The organism is Rhodococcus koreensis (assembly GCF_900105905.1).
GTDB lineage: Bacteria > Actinomycetota > Actinomycetes > Mycobacteriales > Mycobacteriaceae > Rhodococcus_F > Rhodococcus_F koreensis.
In genome coordinates this window covers 6,179,227-6,195,606 of the sequence record NZ_FNSV01000005.1, presented here as the reverse complement: position 1 = coordinate 6,195,606, position 16,380 = coordinate 6,179,227, and the positions used below count along the sequence as shown (strand labels likewise).

The window sequence follows — 16,380 nt, the reverse complement described above, 5'->3', positions numbered from 1 at the left end:
TCGCGGTCACATGGGCACCCTTCGGCGGCGGCTCGACGAACTGTGCACCGTGAAACTCACACCCGCGCGCCCCGACAGGCGGAGGTCGTATTCGCGCGTTCGCACGATGCACTAGCGAGGATCCAACGCCGCTCGATGGCTGCCACGACACGGCTTTCGGCATTCGTGTCCGTCCTCCAGGGGAGTGCGAGCACCGTAACCGAAATCAGGCCACAGGCGACGAGGTCAGCGTCCGATCGGTCGTCGTAAGGCGGCGGATTCCGCCGCCTGCGCAGCGCGAGACTATTGCCTTCGAAGTCGAAGGCGACGTCATCGCAACTCACGGTGCCTGGATCGGCGAAACGCAGGCCTCTCAGTTCCTGGAACGGAAGCGCGGGCACGTTCACGTTCACCGCGACCGGTGGCAGCCCGGCATCGACCAGTCCGCCGATGACACTTGTGGCTACCCGACTGGTCGTGTCAAGACCGAGCACCGAGTGCGCTTCGGTGCTGAATGCCGCAGCACAGACGTCGAGGGATGCGGCCGTGAGCACGGCGCCGACCGTCCCCGAATGCAGTACGAGCCGCCCGGTGTTGAAGCCTGGATTAATCCCCGACACAACTAGATTCGGCTTCCACCCGAATGCCCCGCTGCAGGCGGCCCGGACCCCGAGCGCAGGTGGCGCGTCCACGGAATAGGCTTCGATTCCAGCGAAACATTCGTCGCCGGGCACCGACACCGTCACGCGATTCCTGTCCCGGATCACGCCGAGGCTGGCCGCGCTGCCGCTGGACTCGGCGCTGGGAGCGACGACCACGAGTTCGCGGCCGCCGCCCCCAGCTGCGGCAGCGAGTGCCGCCAGTCCGGCCGCCTCGATGCCGTCGTCATTTGTGACGAGGATTCTCATCGGGCGTCAGAGGAGGCACGGCCGAGGAGTTCCTCCAACTGGGGAACCGATCCGGGATCTGGTTCGAACCCGAACGGGAGATACCACGCACTTTCCATCTCGACCAGAGGCTCGATTCCCCCGATCACTCTGGTGCTGATACGTTCACGGACGTCTTCAGGCGCCTGCCGGGCGGTTCTGAGGACACCGCGCACGACCACCCAGAGTTTCTGCGAGGACGCGCGCAGATCCTGTGTATGTGCGTCCGCATCGGCGTGGACGGATCGCGCATCGGATACGGCGCGGGTGAGTCGGTCGCCGACATCCGGGGAGATCAGCGCGGCGTCGTCGAGAAGGGCCTGTGCGATGTCCATCTGGCGGCCCAGTTCGTAGCGTTGCCGGGCATGGATGTCGTACACGCGGGTCCGCAGGAATTCGAGGAAATCGATCGTCAGTCGAAGCTGCTCGACTGCCTGCGGATCCAGCGGGTCGACCGCCGGCGCGACGGTGTCACGCAGCGACTTGATCGCAGCACGGAGGGTGTTCTCACTGTGGTCCATCATGTGTTCTTCCCCTTCAGGAGCGTGATGAGTTGGCGAGAGATCACCGGGACCAGTCCCTCCACACGGGTGAGCAGGATGTCCTGGTGTGACTTCCCCAGCCGGGCGATGCGGTAGGAGGACGCCATCGTCGACACGATGATGGTGAAGCAGTTCAGGATCTGGTAGAACCGCAGCCGCTCCGGATCGACGGTGAGACCGGAGACCTCGGTGTATCGATCGAAGAACTCGTCCAGAGGGATGAGGCCACACACGAAATAGCGGCCGTCGGCGTCGTAATGGCCCATCGTGGGGAGAGTGATCCACGCCAGGTCACGGTGCCGGTCACCGATGAGGCCACGCTCCCAGTCCAGCCAACCCAGGATCCGACCGGATTCCTCGTCGAAAAGGAAGTTACCGCTCCGGAAGTCGCCGTGGACGACACCGGCGACATCCAGGGTGGGAAGATTGCTCAGCAACCAGTTCGCCGTGATCTCCATGAGCGGGGAATCCTCGCCCCGGTCCTCTTCCCAACAGCGCAGCGCATGGTGGACCATCCATTCCGCCGACTCGGTGGAACCGGTGCGGGGAACCTGCAGATGAGTGAGCGACCGGTCCGAGACATCGGTGTTGTGGATCTTGGACAGGTGGTCGAGGTACTGAGGTGCCAGCACCCTCCGGTGGTCCGGCCCGAAATCCGTACCGAGACCACTGATCCGCCCGGTCCCCGTGGCCCGAGGTTTGGTGACCCCCTCCACGAACTCGTAGATCAGCGCCGGTTCCGGAAACCATTCCCCCTCGGCGTCGAGGAAATGCGGTCTCGGCACCGGGATCACACCGTTCATGAGAGTCAACAATTCGTGCTCTCGAGCGCGGCTCGTCGCATTCGATCCCTCACTGGGGTCCATCCGAAGCACGAGATGTTCCGACCGACGGCGCCCCGCGGGATCGTCACAGTCGAGTGTGAAACCGATCTGGATCTTCGACACTCCCCCGGTGAACCAGTGCAGATCTCGTATCTCGAAGTTGGACGAACCGAGTTCGTGGCCGAGAAACTCGTCGAGGATCTTGGCCATCTCGGCGAGATCCGGGCGGCGATACGACGGGCCTTTGCGGCGGCTCATCTTGCGTGTGAGCATCGTGTCGACCTCTCGCTCCGTCGGGTACTCCCGACGGACTGCGTCGATGAAATCCGGCGAGGGGTCGTCGCGGTCGTCGAAGTCGAGACCCCACGTCAGGTCGTGATCGTTCATGCGTTCAGCCCCCGTGCACGGCCGTGGCTGGACATCCGCTCTGCCAGATAGTCCAACCCGTAGATGTCGGCCATCTCCCCGTATCCCACCTTGTCACCCCAGTGGTAGCGGAAGACCCCCTGATAACTGACGTGGGAGGGGTTGAAGTTGTACCAGGGGTGGCTCGAGATCGCCGTGCCGAAGAACTCGTACTCCTTTCCTCGCGCATCGGTGATCCGGATGTGATTGTTGATTGCCAGGAGTTGCGTGTGTTCGGCTCGGATGTCGGCGTCCACCACAGGATGGACCTCACCGTTCTCCACGACGAAACCGAATCGGAGTTTCTCGTATCTGACCTGACCGTCCCGCAGGTTGATCAGGACGGCGAGGTGAACGGCCAGTTCCGGCCCGAAGTTCACCGATACCCACGCCACCGAGCGGGTACCTGTCTCCGTACGGGGGCCCCAGCTGTGGTCCATCCCGTCGTAGCAATCAACCTTGTATTTCTTGCCGCGCAGCTCGAGGTTTCCGGTGATGTGCCCCTTCACCTCGAAATGGCCGTTCTCCCATTCGTCACCGTGTCGACTGTCCCCCGTACTCCGGTCCGCCGCGAGGAGCGGATTCTGCTCGGGATCGCCCGGATCGAACGGCTCGTGCAATGCCCGGAACGACAGGTCCAGTGAGCACGCACCCAGTGCGTTCTCGTAGCTGACGTCGTACTCCTTGGGTGTCGGAGCGTTCACGCTGAGCCCGTTCCCCAGCGTGAATTTGGCGAAGGATTCGGGACAGGGCAGGTGCACCTGCGGATCGGTGAATGCGATCTCGTACGGCTGTGTGCAGAATCCCTTGCCGATGAGGATCGACGACGTGGCAATTCCGACATTCGGGCGGGCGAGAACGTACACATTGCCGAAGATGCCCTCGTCGGGGATGGCGAATGGCAGGAACATCGTCTCGGTCCAGGTCCGATCGTCCGGGTCCCTGGGATGAAACTCGGAGTCTGCATCTGTGATCATCGTGGTTCTCCTCGATAGGTGCGGTTGTGGAATGGATAGCGTTGGAACTAGGCCGTTTCCGGCACACCGGCAGTCCGGCCGGTGCCGAGATACGCTTCGGCGATCAAGGATTCGTCCATCTGGGAGCTCGGCCCGACGAAGCCCAGCCGGCCACGGGACAGGACCGCTGCGCGGTCGGCGACTCGGAGCGCGATCTGGCTCTGCTCGGCGAGGAGGACGGCTGCCCCACCGAGTGCGTCCCGGTGTTCGCCGAGGAATTCGTAGATCACCTCGACCATGACCGGGGCCAGCCCCATGCTGGGCTCGTCGAGCAGCAGCACCGCGGGTCGCGCCATCAGCGCCCGTCCGATCGCAACCATCTGCTGCTCGCCGCCGCTGAGTAGGCCGGAGGGAGTATTGCGCAAGCGCGCGAGGGGCGGGAAGAGTTCGTGGACACGGTCTATCGAGGCTTCGATTTCCCGTCGGGGGCAGCGTCCCGCTGCATGTGCCGCGAGCTGCAGGTTCTCCCGGACGGTCAGTGGCGCCACGACCTGGCGGCCCTCGGGGACATGGACGATCCCGGCGCGGGTGATCCGGTGCGTCGGAGTGGAGGAGATGTCCCGTCCGCCGAAGCGAATCTTGCCGTTGCCCTTACGGGCCTGATTGGTGATTCCGCGGAGCAACGTCGACTTGCCTGCCCCGTTCGGACCTATGAGAGCGAGGGTCTCCCCCGCGTACAGTGTCAGCGTCACATCCGTGACCGCAGATACGTGCCCGTAGGAGATGCTGACATCCTCAAGCGAGAGAACCGGATCCGATGTAGGCACGGATGACCTCCTTGGAATCGAGTACGTTGTCGGGTTTGCCTTCGGCGATTTTCCTGCCGAAGTCCAATACGACGAGCCGATCGCAGAAGGAACGCATCATCGCCACGTCGTGCTCCACCACGATCACAGCGACGCCACCCGATCTGATGTCCGAGATCGTGTCGAACACGTCTTGCCGCTCAGTGGGATTCATACCTGCAGTTGGTTCGTCGAGCAGTAGTACGCGGGGCTCTCGCGCAAGGGCACGCGCGATCTCCACCCGTCGTCGCACCCCGTACGGCAGGCTGCCCACCGGGATGTCGGCGGCCCAGTCGAGACGATTTTCGGTGAGCAGATTTCGGGTCCGCTCGTGCACATCGACGCCCGGACGCCGCGCGATGCCCAGCCGGACGTTGGTCGACACAGTCTCCTCGTCCATCAGTCGGATGTTCTGGAAAGTCCTGGCGAGCCCGGACTGAGCCGTGACGTGTGGGTGACCCCAGAGTTCGGAGAAGTCGTGCTCGAGCAAGGTGCCGGTTCCGCTCTCCGGACGATAGACGCCGGACAACACGTTCAGGAGAGTCGTCTTTCCCGACCCGTTCGGGCCGATGATGCCGAGTACCTCCCCGGATCGTGCTTCGACACTGACAGCGTCCAGCGCGCGCAGGCCCCCGAATGACATGACCACATCCCGGATCTCGAGGACGGTATCGCCTGCGGGCCCGTCGTCCCGCAGGAGTGGGAACACCCGCTCCGCGGATGTCTCGTCCGCGCTGTCCGGTGGGGAGGGACTGCTGCGGACCGGCCACCACGAGCGGAGACTCCCGAGGATTCCGCTCGGCGCAAAGGCGACGATCAGCACGATCAGCACGCCGTTGACCAGTGCCTCATACGAAGCAAGACCGGTCAAGGCGACGGGCAGGCCGATGATGACGAGGGCACCGACGAGCGAGCCGGTGACGAACACCGTCCCTCCGATGACCACTATTGCAAGTAGCTGGGTGAGTAGTTCGAAGCTGAACTGGCCCGGTTCCACGAAGCCCGACATATGGACGTGGAGGGCGCCGGCGGCTCCCGCAAGGATCCCCGAGAGCGCAAACAACGCGGTCCGGTATCGGACGACGTCGACTCCCTGGTGGCTCGCCATGAGGGAGTCCTCCCGCATGGCACTGATCGCGAGCCCGAATCGCGAACGCTTCAGTGCGATGAGACCCGCAACGGCGACGACGACCACGATGCAGATCACGAGATCGGTCGTGGTCCGTGGGATGCCCACCTTGCCCTGTGCGCCCCCGGTCAGTGGCAGATTCAGCACCGCCACCCGCACGATTTCCGCGAACGCGATGCTCGCGATGGCCAGGTAGATGCCGTTGAGCCGGTGCAACAGACCGGCCAGCAGCAGGGCGACGAATCCGGATGCGAGCGTCCCCCCGATGAGAGAGACCACGAACGGGGCCCCTGCGTCGACGGAAAGTACAGCCGAGACATATGCCCCGACAGCCATCAAACCGACTTGGGGCACAGCGAAGATTCCGGCGCTGAGCACAACATAGAGCGACAGGGCAACGAGTGAGAGGACGATTCCGTCCCTGATCACGAAGTCGTACGCACCGAAGATCGAAAAGAACTCTGTCATGGTCGTGTCACACCCTTGTCAGTTCTGCGCGGGTCCGGAACAGACCTTCGGGCCTCAGAGCGAGGAAGAGGAGCATCAAGACGAAGACGACGAGATCGCGATAGGTGCTCGACAGGTACCCCGTCGCATAGGTGGACGCGATCCCGATGACCAGACCGCCGACGAGCATGCCGCCGACACTGCCGAAGCCGCCGACCACCATGGCTCCGAGCGCGATCACCAGGTAGGTCGAGCCGAGTCCGGCATCGATGACGTTGAACGCGATGGCGACGAACGACGCGGCGACACCTGCCATGGCGCCTGACGCGAAGAACACTCCGGCGCTGACGCGATCCACGTTGACGCCGAGGATCGCGGCGGTGTCCTTGTCGAAAGCGACGGTGCGGATCTCCCGGCCGAGCTCCGTTCGGGCGAGTAGCCAACTCGTCACGGCCACGATGACGAGCACCAGGCACACCATTATCAAGTGCAGGGTGGTGATCCGAACCGGGCCGATCGACAGAGGTGCACTGGTGAACGCGTCGGCGTTCATTCGCACGACGGCACCGTCGAGGTGGTGGTGTGCCAGCTCGACGAGCACGATGAGGCCGCCCATCGAGGAGATGAAGGCGGCCATCTCGCCGCCCCGGCGATGAAGGACACGGCGGATCAGCAGGAAGTAGGCCAGCACGTTGAGTAATCCCGCCAGCACCGCGACGACCGGCAAGGCCACCAGGAGGGACCAGCCGAGTCGTGATGTGAGCTCCCAGGCGAAGATTGCTCCCCAGGTGAACACCGCTGCATGCGCGACGTGGAAGATCCGGAGGTTTGCCATCACCAGACCGAAACCCGATGCATAGAGGGCATATACGCTGCCGAGAACGATCCCGTTGACGGTTTGCTGAAGCAGGAAGTCCATGGATTCACCCGTCCGATCCGGCGAGGACCATGGCTCCTCCGTCTGCGAACGTGGCCATGACCCCGCTCGAGATCGCGAGACCGTCCGCAGTCATTTCGAGCCCGAGAATCCCGTGTTCTCGTACCAGGTCCGAAGTCGAGGCAGCGGGAAGGAGATCACGCAGAGCACTACCGTCCACGGTTCCACTCTTCTCTGCCTGGATCACGGCAGCCACTGTCGTCCAGCCGACCTGATAACCCAGGGCACCGTAGGCAGTGGGGACCTCACCGTACTTCTCCGTGTACCGTCGTTCGAAGGCGGTGGGATTGGTTCCGCCAGGAGCCCACACCTGCGGAAACTCGAAGCCTCGGGCCGAGTCCCGGGCCACCGTGTAGGTTTCACCGCTGATCGCAACCGTTCCGATCAGTTTCACGTGCTCGAATTCACCGGCGTTCTTCATCTGGAGGATGAGATTTCCGGCCTGGGCCGGGAGGACCGACAGAACCACGGCATCGAGGCGATCCCGCCTGAGATTCGCCAGCACAGCGGAGAAGTCGGTGTCCTGGGACGAAACCTCCTGCCGAGATGCAAATCCGGCCGGTAGCCCCTTCTCGGTTGCCTCCGCCAGAGTGGTGAAGGATGGATTGTCGCCGGCCACAACCAGACCGATACGGGTGTGGCCCTCCTCGGCCAGGCGACTGCCGACCGACATCGTGGGGGTGCTCAGATCGGTGAATCGGAATGAGTACCCGCCCGAGTTCTCCAATGCGCTCCCGGCCCCGCTGACCAGGGTGATCCGGTCTTCGTTCGCCAGGGGCGCCACCGCTTGACCGAGTGGGCTCTGCGAGTCCTGGACAACGAGCGGCACACTCTGTTGACGGAGTTTGTTGTACCCGGTTACCGCTGATGGTACGGCCGATTTGGCATCCTCGGTGAGGACCTCTATCGATACACCGGACTCGTCCAGTATCGGTTCGGCCTCGTGCAGAGCGAGTTCGAATCCTCGCTCGAAGGGCTTGCCGAACGACATCGCCGCGTCACCGGTGAGATTGGCGAGGAGCCCAATCCGGACGGCACCAGAGTTGTCACCGGCCGGGCCGCCACATCCGGTGAGTGCCAGAAGCGCAGCAACCATCGCGGCTGCACCCGCTAGTCGTCGCTTTCTCGTCCAGTTGACGGATCGCATAGGGACTCCTTGCTATTCGTACTCCGAAGCATGTGAGTTGGAACACGCTGGGCGCCAGTTAATGCCGTCGTCGATTCGAAGGTCAAGAACTTCGGCCCGGACTCACGTCGCCGCATTGGAGAAGTCGACAAGGAGGGGTTCAGCTCCCTCGAATCTGCCCCACGTTCAACGCGCTACCCGGCCGAAACCCGGCACCGCGTGGTGACCCTGCAGTCGGAGAATCAACAGTGCAGTCTGGGCACTGAGCTGATCGTTCGAGTTTGCGGCCACGTCGAGACCGGTGATGTCGTGCACCCGCCCCAGTCGGTGTCGCACAGTATTTTCGTGCACATCCAACCGCACTGCGGTGTCACGCACACTCCGTCCACTGTCGAAGAACTCCTGCAGGGTACGGAGAAGGTCGTTGTTCGACACTCCCCCCGCAAGTAAATCCCCGAGAACGTCGTACACGTACATCCGAACGGACTGTTCGTTGCTGTTCGCTACGAGTAATCGTGCAGGCCCGAGTTCGTCACAGGCGATGGCGCGGTTCGATTCCGAGGGGTATCGGTCAAGGCACCGGGCAGCCTCGAATGCCTCCCGGTATGCCCGTCGGAGCTGACCGGGCCGGGTCACCGACGAGATGCCCGCAACGGCAAATCGGTCACCCATCCGGTCGAGGCCCTTGTTGACTGCCGCCTTGCAGCGCGCGATCACCGTCGCATTCCCGACCCCTGCCGGCGCCTCGATCGAGAGGATGACGCCCTCGGTGCCACGAATCGTGAGGATGTCGACGTCGAGATCTTCGGAGATCAGATCACCGAGGCGGCCCGCATCGACTGCCGAACCCGACGACCGGCCCCGCTCCAGGACGAACGCGATGACCCGGTCCGCGGCCAGATCGACGCCGAGGTACTCCGCGCAAGCCCGAAGATCTGCATCGTAGGTAGTCGACCGAACCATCTGCCGCGCCAGGTTCGCACGTGCATTCCAGGCCACGCGGGCGATCCGCCGCTGGGAGACGAACTCGGCCGTCAGGTGGACCACTGCCCGGTCCACGGCCCACTGCACATGTGCAACGGACACGGATCCTTCGATCGGGGTGACTACCCATCCGAAGAGGTGGTCGCCGTCGACAACCGAACCGAGCATGTAGTCGCGGCCACCCGTCCGCCCACCATCCACTCGCACAACGCCGGCAGCCGCGCCGGCGGCTACCGGTCCTTCCGGCGACTCGAGCCGCTCCAGCGTGGGGATCGCGGTAGACGAAGCACCCGGAGGGACGGCCCGGCTGATCACCTGCCCGGCGGGACCTATCAGGAATACCGTTGCCTCCAGCATGTCGGACAGAGCGCTGATCAGGCAGGACAGCGTCCCGACCGCTGCCGCGCGGTCGGCAAGCGTGGTTTCCAGTCTCAGTTTCCAGGACAACGAGGCCGGCGTCTCCTCTCGGGAATCGGCAGCCGACTCCGGCTCGCCGCCCGGCCGTAATGCGGACGACCCGTTCCCTGCCTGCTTCGCCCTGTGTGCCACAGACCACACTGTAAATTATTGGACCGAACATGGGAAGGTCCCCGAAACCGCTTACGGCACCTGAGCGGCGGGTACGTCGAGACCGGCGATCCGACGCCACTGCGCGTGGGCGGTGGGGGTCCACTCCGCGCGCAGGTCTCGCAGGCGCCGCGCGGCCTTCAGCCCGCGCCAGTCCGGCAGCAGCACCTCGGGGAGCCGCGGATCCATGTAGGGCATGCGCCGTAGCGCGTCCGCGAGTTGGAGGTGCGCGAACAGCAACTCGTCGCCCGGTTGGAAGGTTCGCGCATCGAAGCGGTCGAGCAGTTCGTCGTACTCCTTCTCGGCGGCCTCCAGATCCCATGAACGGCGGACGAGTTCGCTCTCGGGAATCCCGGGCACGGCGAGCGTCCCGACGAACGAGACCGTATTGGCGGTCAATCCGAGAGACTCGATGGTTCGTTCCGCTTCCGCGGCACGGTCGACGTGGGGAGTGACCCAGACGCCGGGTGTCGGATTCCCGAACCCGGCCCACCGCAGCGCGGCATAGAGCTTCTTGCGGGTCGAGCGGTGAGACTCCGGAATCGGCACGTTCACGACGAGCCACCTGCCGTCCCACTGCGTGGTGTCCACGTCGGTGGAGAAGACACGAAGTTCACCCTCGGTGAAGAGCCGATGCGCCTTGTCCGTCAACGTCCACTGCGTTTCGCGTCCGTTCCGGCCGGCGGCGATCAGACCTGCGGAACCTGTGCGCGCGATCGCCTGCCGGGCGGCATGCTCCCCGTACCCGAGCCCTTTGAGGACGTAGAGAAGCGCGGCCGTCCGCACCGGCTGTCCGTACGGTTCGACGAGTTCGCCGAGCACGGTGACGAGGACCGACCGCGCGCTTCCGGTCGACGCCACTTCCTTGTCGGGGGTGGACTCCGGTTTCGAGTCGGACGGCTTCGAGTCAGACATAAGTGCCATCGTCGCGCATCACGTCAGCCCGTTGCCACAACACCCCTCGAGGCCCCGGTCAGCGATCGTCATTCGACACCCCAGTCCCGGAAGACCGCCTCGGTGTCGGCGCCGGGTGTGCGGGGCGACGCATAGGTTGCGGGTGGTGCCTCGGCGAAGCGTGGCGCCGCCGCCGGCTGACGCTGACCGAACGCGGTCACGACCGTGTTGCGCGCGGCGATGTGCGGGTGATCCGGCACCTCGGCGAGGGCCAGCACCGGCGTCACGCACGCGTCGAGGTGCGCGAACGCCTGCACCCACTCCTCTCGGCTCCGCGTGACGAAGACGTCGGCGAAGGTCTTCCGGAGCGCCGACCATGCCGACTCGTCGTACTGGTCCGGCAGACCCGCGGGGTCGAGTTCGAGTCCCGTCAGTAGCTGCGCGTAGAAGACCGGCTCGACTGCGCCGACCGCGATGTACCGACCGTCGGCGCACTCGTACGTGTCGTAGAAGGGCGCCCCGCCGTCGATGACGTTGGTCCCGCGCCGATCGGACCAGAGCCCGTTCTCGGTGAGTGTCCAGAACATCGTCATGAGCGCACTCACCCCGTCGACCATCGCGACATCGACCACGTCTCCGACACCGGTCTGTTCCCTCGCGTAGAGGGCGCCGAGAATGCCGGTGACCGCCGGCATCGAACCGCCGCCCAGGTCGGCGACCAGGTTGAGCGGTGCGAGTGGCCTCTCACCGTCCCGTCCGATGGCGTTCAGCGCACCGGTGAGCGCGAGGTAGTTGATGTCGTGCCCGGCATAGGGCGCGAGCGGGCCGTCCTGGCCCCACCCGGTGATCCTGGCGTACACGAGCCGAGGGTTCCGCTGACGGCACACGTCGGGACCGATGCCCAGTCGCTCCGCCGCACCCGGCCGGTAGCCCTCGATGAGGACGTCGGCCTTGTCGACGAGCTTCAGGATCCTTGCCAGGTCGGCGGGATCCTTCAGGTCGGCACTCACCGAGCGCCGATTACGCAGTCCCGCATCCTTGTCCACGGGCAGCAACTGCGTCACACCCCCCGGACGCTCGATTCGCACGACCTCGGCGCCGAGGTCCGCGAGCTGCATCGCGGCGTGGGGCGACGGGCCGATCCCGGCGAGTTCGACGACCCGCAATCCATCGAGCACATGTTTCATCAGGAGCCTCCGAACAACGGACGGCGTGGGTTCTCCCCACAACCAATGTTTGACAACTATGGATACTATCTATCCAATAACGTAATATCTCAAGTCAGGTCGCCGCGGCGCAGTTCGTCAGTCGCCGCGGTGTATCCGTCCACCAAGTCGAAGGGCTGGATGTGAACGAACTGGATCCGACCGTCATGTCGTCGCTGCGAGCGGCGGCCGATGACCCGGTCACTTACGCGCAGGCATGGAAAACGAAGAACGGAAACCGCGTGATCGGTTCCTTTCCGATGAACTTTCCTTCCGAGATCGTGCACGCCGCCGGTGCGTTGCCGGTGATCGTCCAGGAAAGCCGCACCCCGATCACGGAGGGCCGCAACCTGCTTGCCGAGTTCTACTGCGGCTACACGCGGAGCGTCGCCGATCAGGCCGCAGTCGGTGAACTCGACGTCTTCGACGGCTTCGTCGCCGCCGATCACTGCGTGCAACTCCTCGGCGCCGTCGACGTGATCCGCTGGGCGCGGCCGGAGAAACCGGTGCACTTCGCGCAGTTCACCAGCGCGATGGACGATCCGTGGACCAAGCCGCGGGTCGCGGGCCGTGTGCACGAACTCAAGCACGAGATCGAGGGGGTCGTCGGGACGACGATCACGGACGAGTCGCTCGCCGAGAGCATTCGGCTGTTCAACACGAATCGTCGCCTGCTCCGGGAACTCTACGACCTGCGGCGCACCGGCCGTGCGCGTATCACCGCGAGCGACATGCAGGTATTGGTGAAGTCGAGCATGGTGATGGACATCGATGAACACAACGCCGCCCTGAACGGTCTTCTCGTCCGACTCGATCCGAATGCCGACGCACCCGGCGATCTGGTGCGGTTGCATCTCTCCGGTCACTTCTGCCACGCCCCGCGCCCCGAGGTCCTCGATGTGATCGAGGAATCCGGAGTGATCGTCGTCGACGACGACCTGTACACCGGCTTCCGGTACATCTCGACCGACGTACCCGAGCACGGCGACCCGCTGGAGGCGCTGTCGGTGTGGTACCTGGACCGTAACGACAACGCCCCGTGCCCGACACGGGTCACCGTCGGGGTCGACTGGGACACCTACCTGATCGACTCACTCGAGAGGAGCCGCTCGAACGGTGTCGTCGTCTTGATGGCGAAGTTCTGCGAACCCCACATGCTCTACTACCCGGAGTTACGCAAGGCGCTCGACGCGCGCGGGATACCGCTGCTGCTCCTCGAGACCGAGCACGAAGGCAACCCCGTCGAGACACTCCGCACCAAGATCGAGACCTTCGTGGAGCGCATTCGCCGTCAGCTCGCACCCGTCCCGTCCTGAATTCGACTTTCACTCAGAGGAGTTCGCCATGGCGATCGAAGAGATCAGCAAGGAAAAGACCCGCCGCTTGTCGAGTACGCGGGCCGGCGGCAAGTTGGTGGCCGACTATTGGGAGAACATCTTCACCGCCAAGGAGCGCGGGAAGCACGTCGTCTGGTACAACGGCGCCGCACTGAACCCGCTGTTCCAGGCCGCGGGCCTGGAGTGGTGCCACGGCGAGGCGTTCGCCGCCCGACTGGCCGCCCAGCACCTCGAAGGGCCCGCCCAGGCTGCCGGCGCCGAGTACGGCTACATCGGTGAGCTCTGCTCCTATGCGCGAACACATCTCGGCTGCGCGGTGCTGACGCACCAAACCGCCGCAGACCGGGAGACCGGCGTGGTCGGCATGGTCGACCAGCAGGAACTGGCGAGCAAACTGCCTGCCCCGGATTTCTTCGTCAACGGCTACGCCGGATGTAGCACCGGTCAGCAATGGGACGCGATGACCTACCGGGTATTCGATCGCAAGCTCCCGCTGTTCAACGTCTCGATCCCCATGCTGTGGGGCAACAAACCCGACGCCGGGTACATGCGGGGCGAGGAGTGGACCGAGGTGAGCAAGTACGTCGAGGGGCAGCTGCGCGAGCTCATCACCTTCCTCGAATACCAGACCGGGAGACCGTTCGACTGGGATGGACTCAGCGAGAGCATGTCCTACATCAAACGGGCCTCCGAGCTGCGCCTCGAAGGAATGGCGCTCTGCACGCAGGCACCCACGCCTGCGACCTACTGGGACTGGGTCGCGAGCATCGCCCCGATCAACTTCCTGCCCGGCAATCAGGCGCTGGTCGACTACTTCGCCGGCGTGAAGGCCGAAATTCAGCAGCGGGTCACCGACGGGGTCAGCGCGGTCGCGGACGAACGCTACCGCGTGTACTTCGACGGCATCATGAACTGGAACAAGCTCGGCTTCCTCACCCGGAAGTTCGCGGAATACGACGTCGCCGTCGTCGCCGGCCGCTACACCCACGAATCCTTCTGGCAGGAGCCGCAGCTCATCGACGTGGACAACCCGCTCCTGGGCATGGCGCAGCACTACCTGCTCTGCCCACTGAACCACGGATTGAAGAACCTGCAGGAACTCCTGCTCCGCCGGCTGGACGAATACGCGATCGACGGGATCGCGTTCCACTCGACGCGGACGTGCCGGGCGATGACCAACCCGCAGACGATGCTCGCCCGCGCTGCCGAGACGGAGCGCGGCGTCAAGTCGTTCTTCTTCGAAGGCGACGTCGCCGACGCGTCGTTCTACAACGACGAACTGTTCGACAGTCGACTGGAGGCGATGCTCGAGGCCATCGACGTACAACGGATGAAGTCCGTGATCTAGATGGCCGCCACCTCCGCAGACAAGACAACGCCGGGTTGGTTCGTCATGGGCGTGGACCTCGGGTCCACCACGGCGAAGGCCGCCGTCGTGGACCAGGACGGCGCCCTGCGCGGATCGAGTGTCGTCCAGATGGGAGCCGTGAGCCGCGAAGCGGTCGCGCGCGCAATGGACGGGGCGATGGCGGCCGCCGGTGTCGCGCAATCCGACATCCGGCGGACCATCAGCACCGGCTACGGGCGGAAACTGGTCCCCGGGGCGAACCGGACGTTCACCGAAATCACCTGCCACGCCCGCGGCGCCGCAGCCCTGCACCCGGGTGTGCGGCTGGTGATCGACATCGGCGGACAGGACAGCAAGGCCATCATCGTCGACGACGACGGCCTCGTGGAACGGTTCGCCATGAACGACCGGTGCGCGAGCGGGACCGGCCGCTTCTTCGACGTGCTCGCGCGGGCACTGGAAGTCGACATCGACGCAGTCGGCGAACTCGCGCTCGCCGGTTCCGAGGGCCTCGAGGTCAGCAGTATGTGCGCCACGTTCGCGGAGACCGAGGTGATCTCACTACTGGCGCAGGGCCGCGAGAAGGCGGACATCGCCGCGTCCGTGCACAAAGCGGTCGCGGCGCGCACACTCGGACTGGTGGCACAGGTCGGCAAGGCGACACCGACGGTGATGACGGGCGGAGTGGCGAAGAACCCGGCCGCCCGGCTTCACGTCTCGCGGGCGCTGGGCCACCCGGTGGAACTACTCGATCAGCCACAGATCGCGGGCGCGTACGGCGCCGGACTGCTGGCCCGCGACGACTACGCGGGCACCGCTCAGGCGCCGACGTCGTCCGACGCCGCCACCGAAGAACAATTCCGGGCGAGCCTGTCGGGCGGAACGCCGCACTGCCAGGACTGCGACGGCAGGCCCGGCCATTCCCATTCGGGCACCGGCGAACCGGTGCCCCTCGAACTGCAGAGGAACATCCGATGACAACAGACACACCCGAAGTCTGGGTACCGGACCTGTCCGAGGCGACCGTCTACATCGTGGGTGGGACGAGCGGAGTAGGCCTGCAGGTCGCCCGCCAGTTGGTCCGGGCGGGCACCCAGCGCATCGGTCTGGTCGGCCGCAACACCGAACGCGGCGAGAAGGCAGCGGCGGAGATTCGAACACTCGCTTCGGGTGTCTGGGCCTTCTTCGCGGCGGGCGATGTGAACGACCCCGCCGAGGCCGCGCGGGTGACCGAGGAACTGTCGGCCTCGCTGGGACCGGCCGACATCCTGATCAACAGCACGGTCAGCGCGTTCACGCCCCAGCTGTTTCACGACACGCTCCCCGAAGATGTTCCCGCTATCCTGCTGCAGCAGGCGCTCGGCCCGATCAATATGTGCCGAACCGTACTTCCACACATGCGGGCGAAGCACGGCGGCGCGATCGTGAACATAGCTTCCGACGCGGCGAAACATCCGACCCCGGGAGAATCCGTCATCGGCGCGGCCATGGCGGCCATCGTGATGTTCTCCAAAACCCTTGCGATGGAGGCCAAGCGCGACGGCATCCGCATCAACGCGGTGACGCCGTCGCTCATCCGGGACACCGGCGCCTACGACCGTGTCATGGCCGAGCCGTTCAGCGCCAAGCTCTTCGCGAAGGCCGCCGGACTGGCGTCACTGGGGGTCGCCGAGCCGGTCGACGTGGCGGACCTCGTGTTGTTTCTGTGCAGCCCTCAGGCCCGTCGGATCACCGGGCAAGCGGTCAGCCCGAATGGTGGCATCTCGGCAGGGTGAGGGATCGAGTGCCGCGCCTCAGCTCGTCCACACTATTTTGACGGATTCATAGCGATCAGCTCCACATATGTATTACATTGCGTGGTGACTGAGACACCGCCTCACAGCCGACTCCGGCTTCCTCGTCACGAGCACCTCTCGCTCCACCAACTCC

15 protein-coding genes are annotated in these 16,380 nt (G+C 64.8%); 4 read left to right on the top strand and 11 right to left on the bottom strand.

Going from position 1 to position 16,380, the window contains the following annotated elements:
* Positions 1-56: 56 nt before the first annotated feature.
* The 11 genes from BLV94_RS32725 to BLV94_RS32675 all read right to left on the bottom strand — a co-directional run bounded on the left by BLV94_RS32725 (position 57) and on the right by BLV94_RS32675 (position 11,748).
* Positions 57-887, bottom strand: coding sequence for a 5'/3'-nucleotidase SurE (locus BLV94_RS32725; RefSeq protein ID WP_072937087.1), 831 nt, complete (start codon positions 885-887; stop codon positions 57-59).
* Entirely contained in the window at positions 884-1,429 is a 546-nt protein-coding gene (locus BLV94_RS32720) for a hypothetical protein (protein ID WP_143051446.1), read from the bottom strand. Before BLV94_RS32720 ends, BLV94_RS32725 begins: the two co-directional genes overlap by 4 nt.
* Positions 1,426-2,658 carry a phosphotransferase family protein gene (locus BLV94_RS32715; protein WP_072937085.1) on the bottom strand — a complete coding sequence of 411 codons (1,233 nt, stop codon included), beginning with the start codon at positions 2,656-2,658 and terminating at the stop codon, positions 1,426-1,428. Before BLV94_RS32715 ends, BLV94_RS32720 begins: the two co-directional genes overlap by 4 nt.
* The gene (locus tag BLV94_RS32710; protein WP_072937084.1) at positions 2,655-3,653 is read right to left on the bottom strand and encodes a DUF7064 domain-containing protein; all 999 of its coding nucleotides are present in this window, start codon (positions 3,651-3,653) and stop codon (positions 2,655-2,657) included. Before BLV94_RS32710 ends, BLV94_RS32715 begins: the two co-directional genes overlap by 4 nt.
* Before the next feature lie 47 nt (positions 3,654-3,700).
* On the bottom strand, positions 3,701-4,459 hold the full coding sequence (locus BLV94_RS32705; protein ID WP_072937083.1) for an ABC transporter ATP-binding protein: 759 nt from the start codon (positions 4,457-4,459) through the stop codon (positions 3,701-3,703).
* Positions 4,428-6,074 (bottom strand): branched-chain amino acid ABC transporter ATP-binding protein/permease, encoded by a 1,647-nt coding sequence (locus BLV94_RS32700; protein ID WP_072937082.1) that lies wholly within the window; start codon positions 6,072-6,074, stop codon positions 4,428-4,430. Before BLV94_RS32700 ends, BLV94_RS32705 begins: the two co-directional genes overlap by 32 nt.
* 7 nt (positions 6,075-6,081) lie before the next feature.
* Positions 6,082-6,972, bottom strand: a complete 891-nt coding sequence (locus BLV94_RS32695; protein WP_072937081.1) for a branched-chain amino acid ABC transporter permease — start codon at positions 6,970-6,972, stop codon at positions 6,082-6,084.
* Between the two features lie 4 nt (positions 6,973-6,976).
* Entirely contained in the window at positions 6,977-8,086 is a 1,110-nt protein-coding gene (locus BLV94_RS32690) for an ABC transporter substrate-binding protein (protein ID WP_072937080.1), read from the bottom strand.
* A gap of 216 nt (positions 8,087-8,302) precedes the next feature.
* Positions 8,303-9,649 (bottom strand): PucR family transcriptional regulator, encoded by a 1,347-nt coding sequence (locus BLV94_RS32685; protein ID WP_143051445.1) that lies wholly within the window; start codon positions 9,647-9,649, stop codon positions 8,303-8,305.
* A 51-nt stretch (positions 9,650-9,700) separates the two neighbouring features.
* Positions 9,701-10,591 carry a PaaX family transcriptional regulator gene (locus BLV94_RS32680; protein ID WP_072937078.1) on the bottom strand — a complete coding sequence of 297 codons (891 nt, stop codon included), beginning with the start codon at positions 10,589-10,591 and terminating at the stop codon, positions 9,701-9,703.
* A gap of 59 nt (positions 10,592-10,650) precedes the next feature.
* Positions 10,651-11,748 (bottom strand): CaiB/BaiF CoA transferase family protein, encoded by a 1,098-nt coding sequence (locus tag BLV94_RS32675; protein ID WP_072937077.1) that lies wholly within the window; start codon positions 11,746-11,748, stop codon positions 10,651-10,653.
* A 161-nt stretch (positions 11,749-11,909) separates the two neighbouring features.
* Between BLV94_RS32675 and BLV94_RS32670 the strand changes: the two genes are divergently transcribed.
* From BLV94_RS32670 to BLV94_RS32655, 4 genes are read left to right on the top strand one after another with little or no spacing between them, the layout of a single operon-like run.
* Positions 11,910-13,082 (top strand): 2-hydroxyacyl-CoA dehydratase subunit D, encoded by a 1,173-nt coding sequence (locus tag BLV94_RS32670; RefSeq protein ID WP_072937076.1) that lies wholly within the window; start codon positions 11,910-11,912, stop codon positions 13,080-13,082.
* Positions 13,083-13,110: 28 nt separating this feature from the next.
* Positions 13,111-14,451, top strand: coding sequence for a 2-hydroxyacyl-CoA dehydratase subunit D (locus BLV94_RS32665; RefSeq protein WP_072937075.1), 1,341 nt, complete (start codon positions 13,111-13,113; stop codon positions 14,449-14,451).
* Positions 14,452-15,429 carry an acyl-CoA dehydratase activase gene (locus tag BLV94_RS32660; RefSeq protein ID WP_072937074.1) on the top strand — a complete coding sequence of 326 codons (978 nt, stop codon included), beginning with the start codon at positions 14,452-14,454 and terminating at the stop codon, positions 15,427-15,429.
* Entirely contained in the window at positions 15,426-16,226 is an 801-nt protein-coding gene (locus tag BLV94_RS32655; RefSeq protein WP_072937073.1) for an SDR family NAD(P)-dependent oxidoreductase, read from the top strand. Before BLV94_RS32660 ends, BLV94_RS32655 begins: the two co-directional genes overlap by 4 nt.
* The last annotated feature ends 154 nt before the right edge of the window (positions 16,227-16,380 follow it).

What these genes read in the sequence shown, in the direction of transcription:
- BLV94_RS32665 (WP_072937075.1), top strand. Translation starts at nt 13,111, where the DNA reads ATGGCGATCGAAGAGATCAGCAAGGAAAAGACCCGCCGCTTGTCGAGT.
- BLV94_RS32660 (WP_072937074.1), top strand. Translation starts at nt 14,452, where the DNA reads ATGGCCGCCACCTCCGCAGACAAGACAACGCCGGGTTGGTTCGTCATG.
- BLV94_RS32655 (WP_072937073.1), top strand. Translation starts at nt 15,426, where the DNA reads ATGACAACAGACACACCCGAAGTCTGGGTACCGGACCTGTCCGAGGCG.
- BLV94_RS32680 (WP_072937078.1), bottom strand. Translation starts at nt 10,591, where the DNA reads ATGGCACTTATGTCTGACTCGAAGCCGTCCGACTCGAAACCGGAGTCC.
- BLV94_RS32715 (WP_072937085.1), bottom strand. Translation starts at nt 2,658, where the DNA reads ATGAACGATCACGACCTGACGTGGGGTCTCGACTTCGACGACCGCGAC.
- BLV94_RS32720 (WP_143051446.1), bottom strand. Translation starts at nt 1,429, where the DNA reads ATGATGGACCACAGTGAGAACACCCTCCGTGCTGCGATCAAGTCGCTG.
- BLV94_RS32695 (WP_072937081.1), bottom strand. Translation starts at nt 6,972, where the DNA reads ATGGACTTCCTGCTTCAGCAAACCGTCAACGGGATCGTTCTCGGCAGC.
- BLV94_RS32690 (WP_072937080.1), bottom strand. Translation starts at nt 8,086, where the DNA reads ATGGTTGCTGCGCTTCTGGCACTCACCGGATGTGGCGGCCCGGCCGGT.
- BLV94_RS32700 (WP_072937082.1), bottom strand. Translation starts at nt 6,074, where the DNA reads ATGACAGAGTTCTTTTCGATCTTCGGTGCGTACGACTTCGTGATCAGG.
- BLV94_RS32710 (WP_072937084.1), bottom strand. Translation starts at nt 3,653, where the DNA reads ATGATCACAGATGCAGACTCCGAGTTTCATCCCAGGGACCCGGACGAT.
- BLV94_RS32725 (WP_072937087.1), bottom strand. Translation starts at nt 887, where the DNA reads ATGAGAATCCTCGTCACAAATGACGACGGCATCGAGGCGGCCGGACTG.
- BLV94_RS32675 (WP_072937077.1), bottom strand. Translation starts at nt 11,748, where the DNA reads ATGAAACATGTGCTCGATGGATTGCGGGTCGTCGAACTCGCCGGGATC.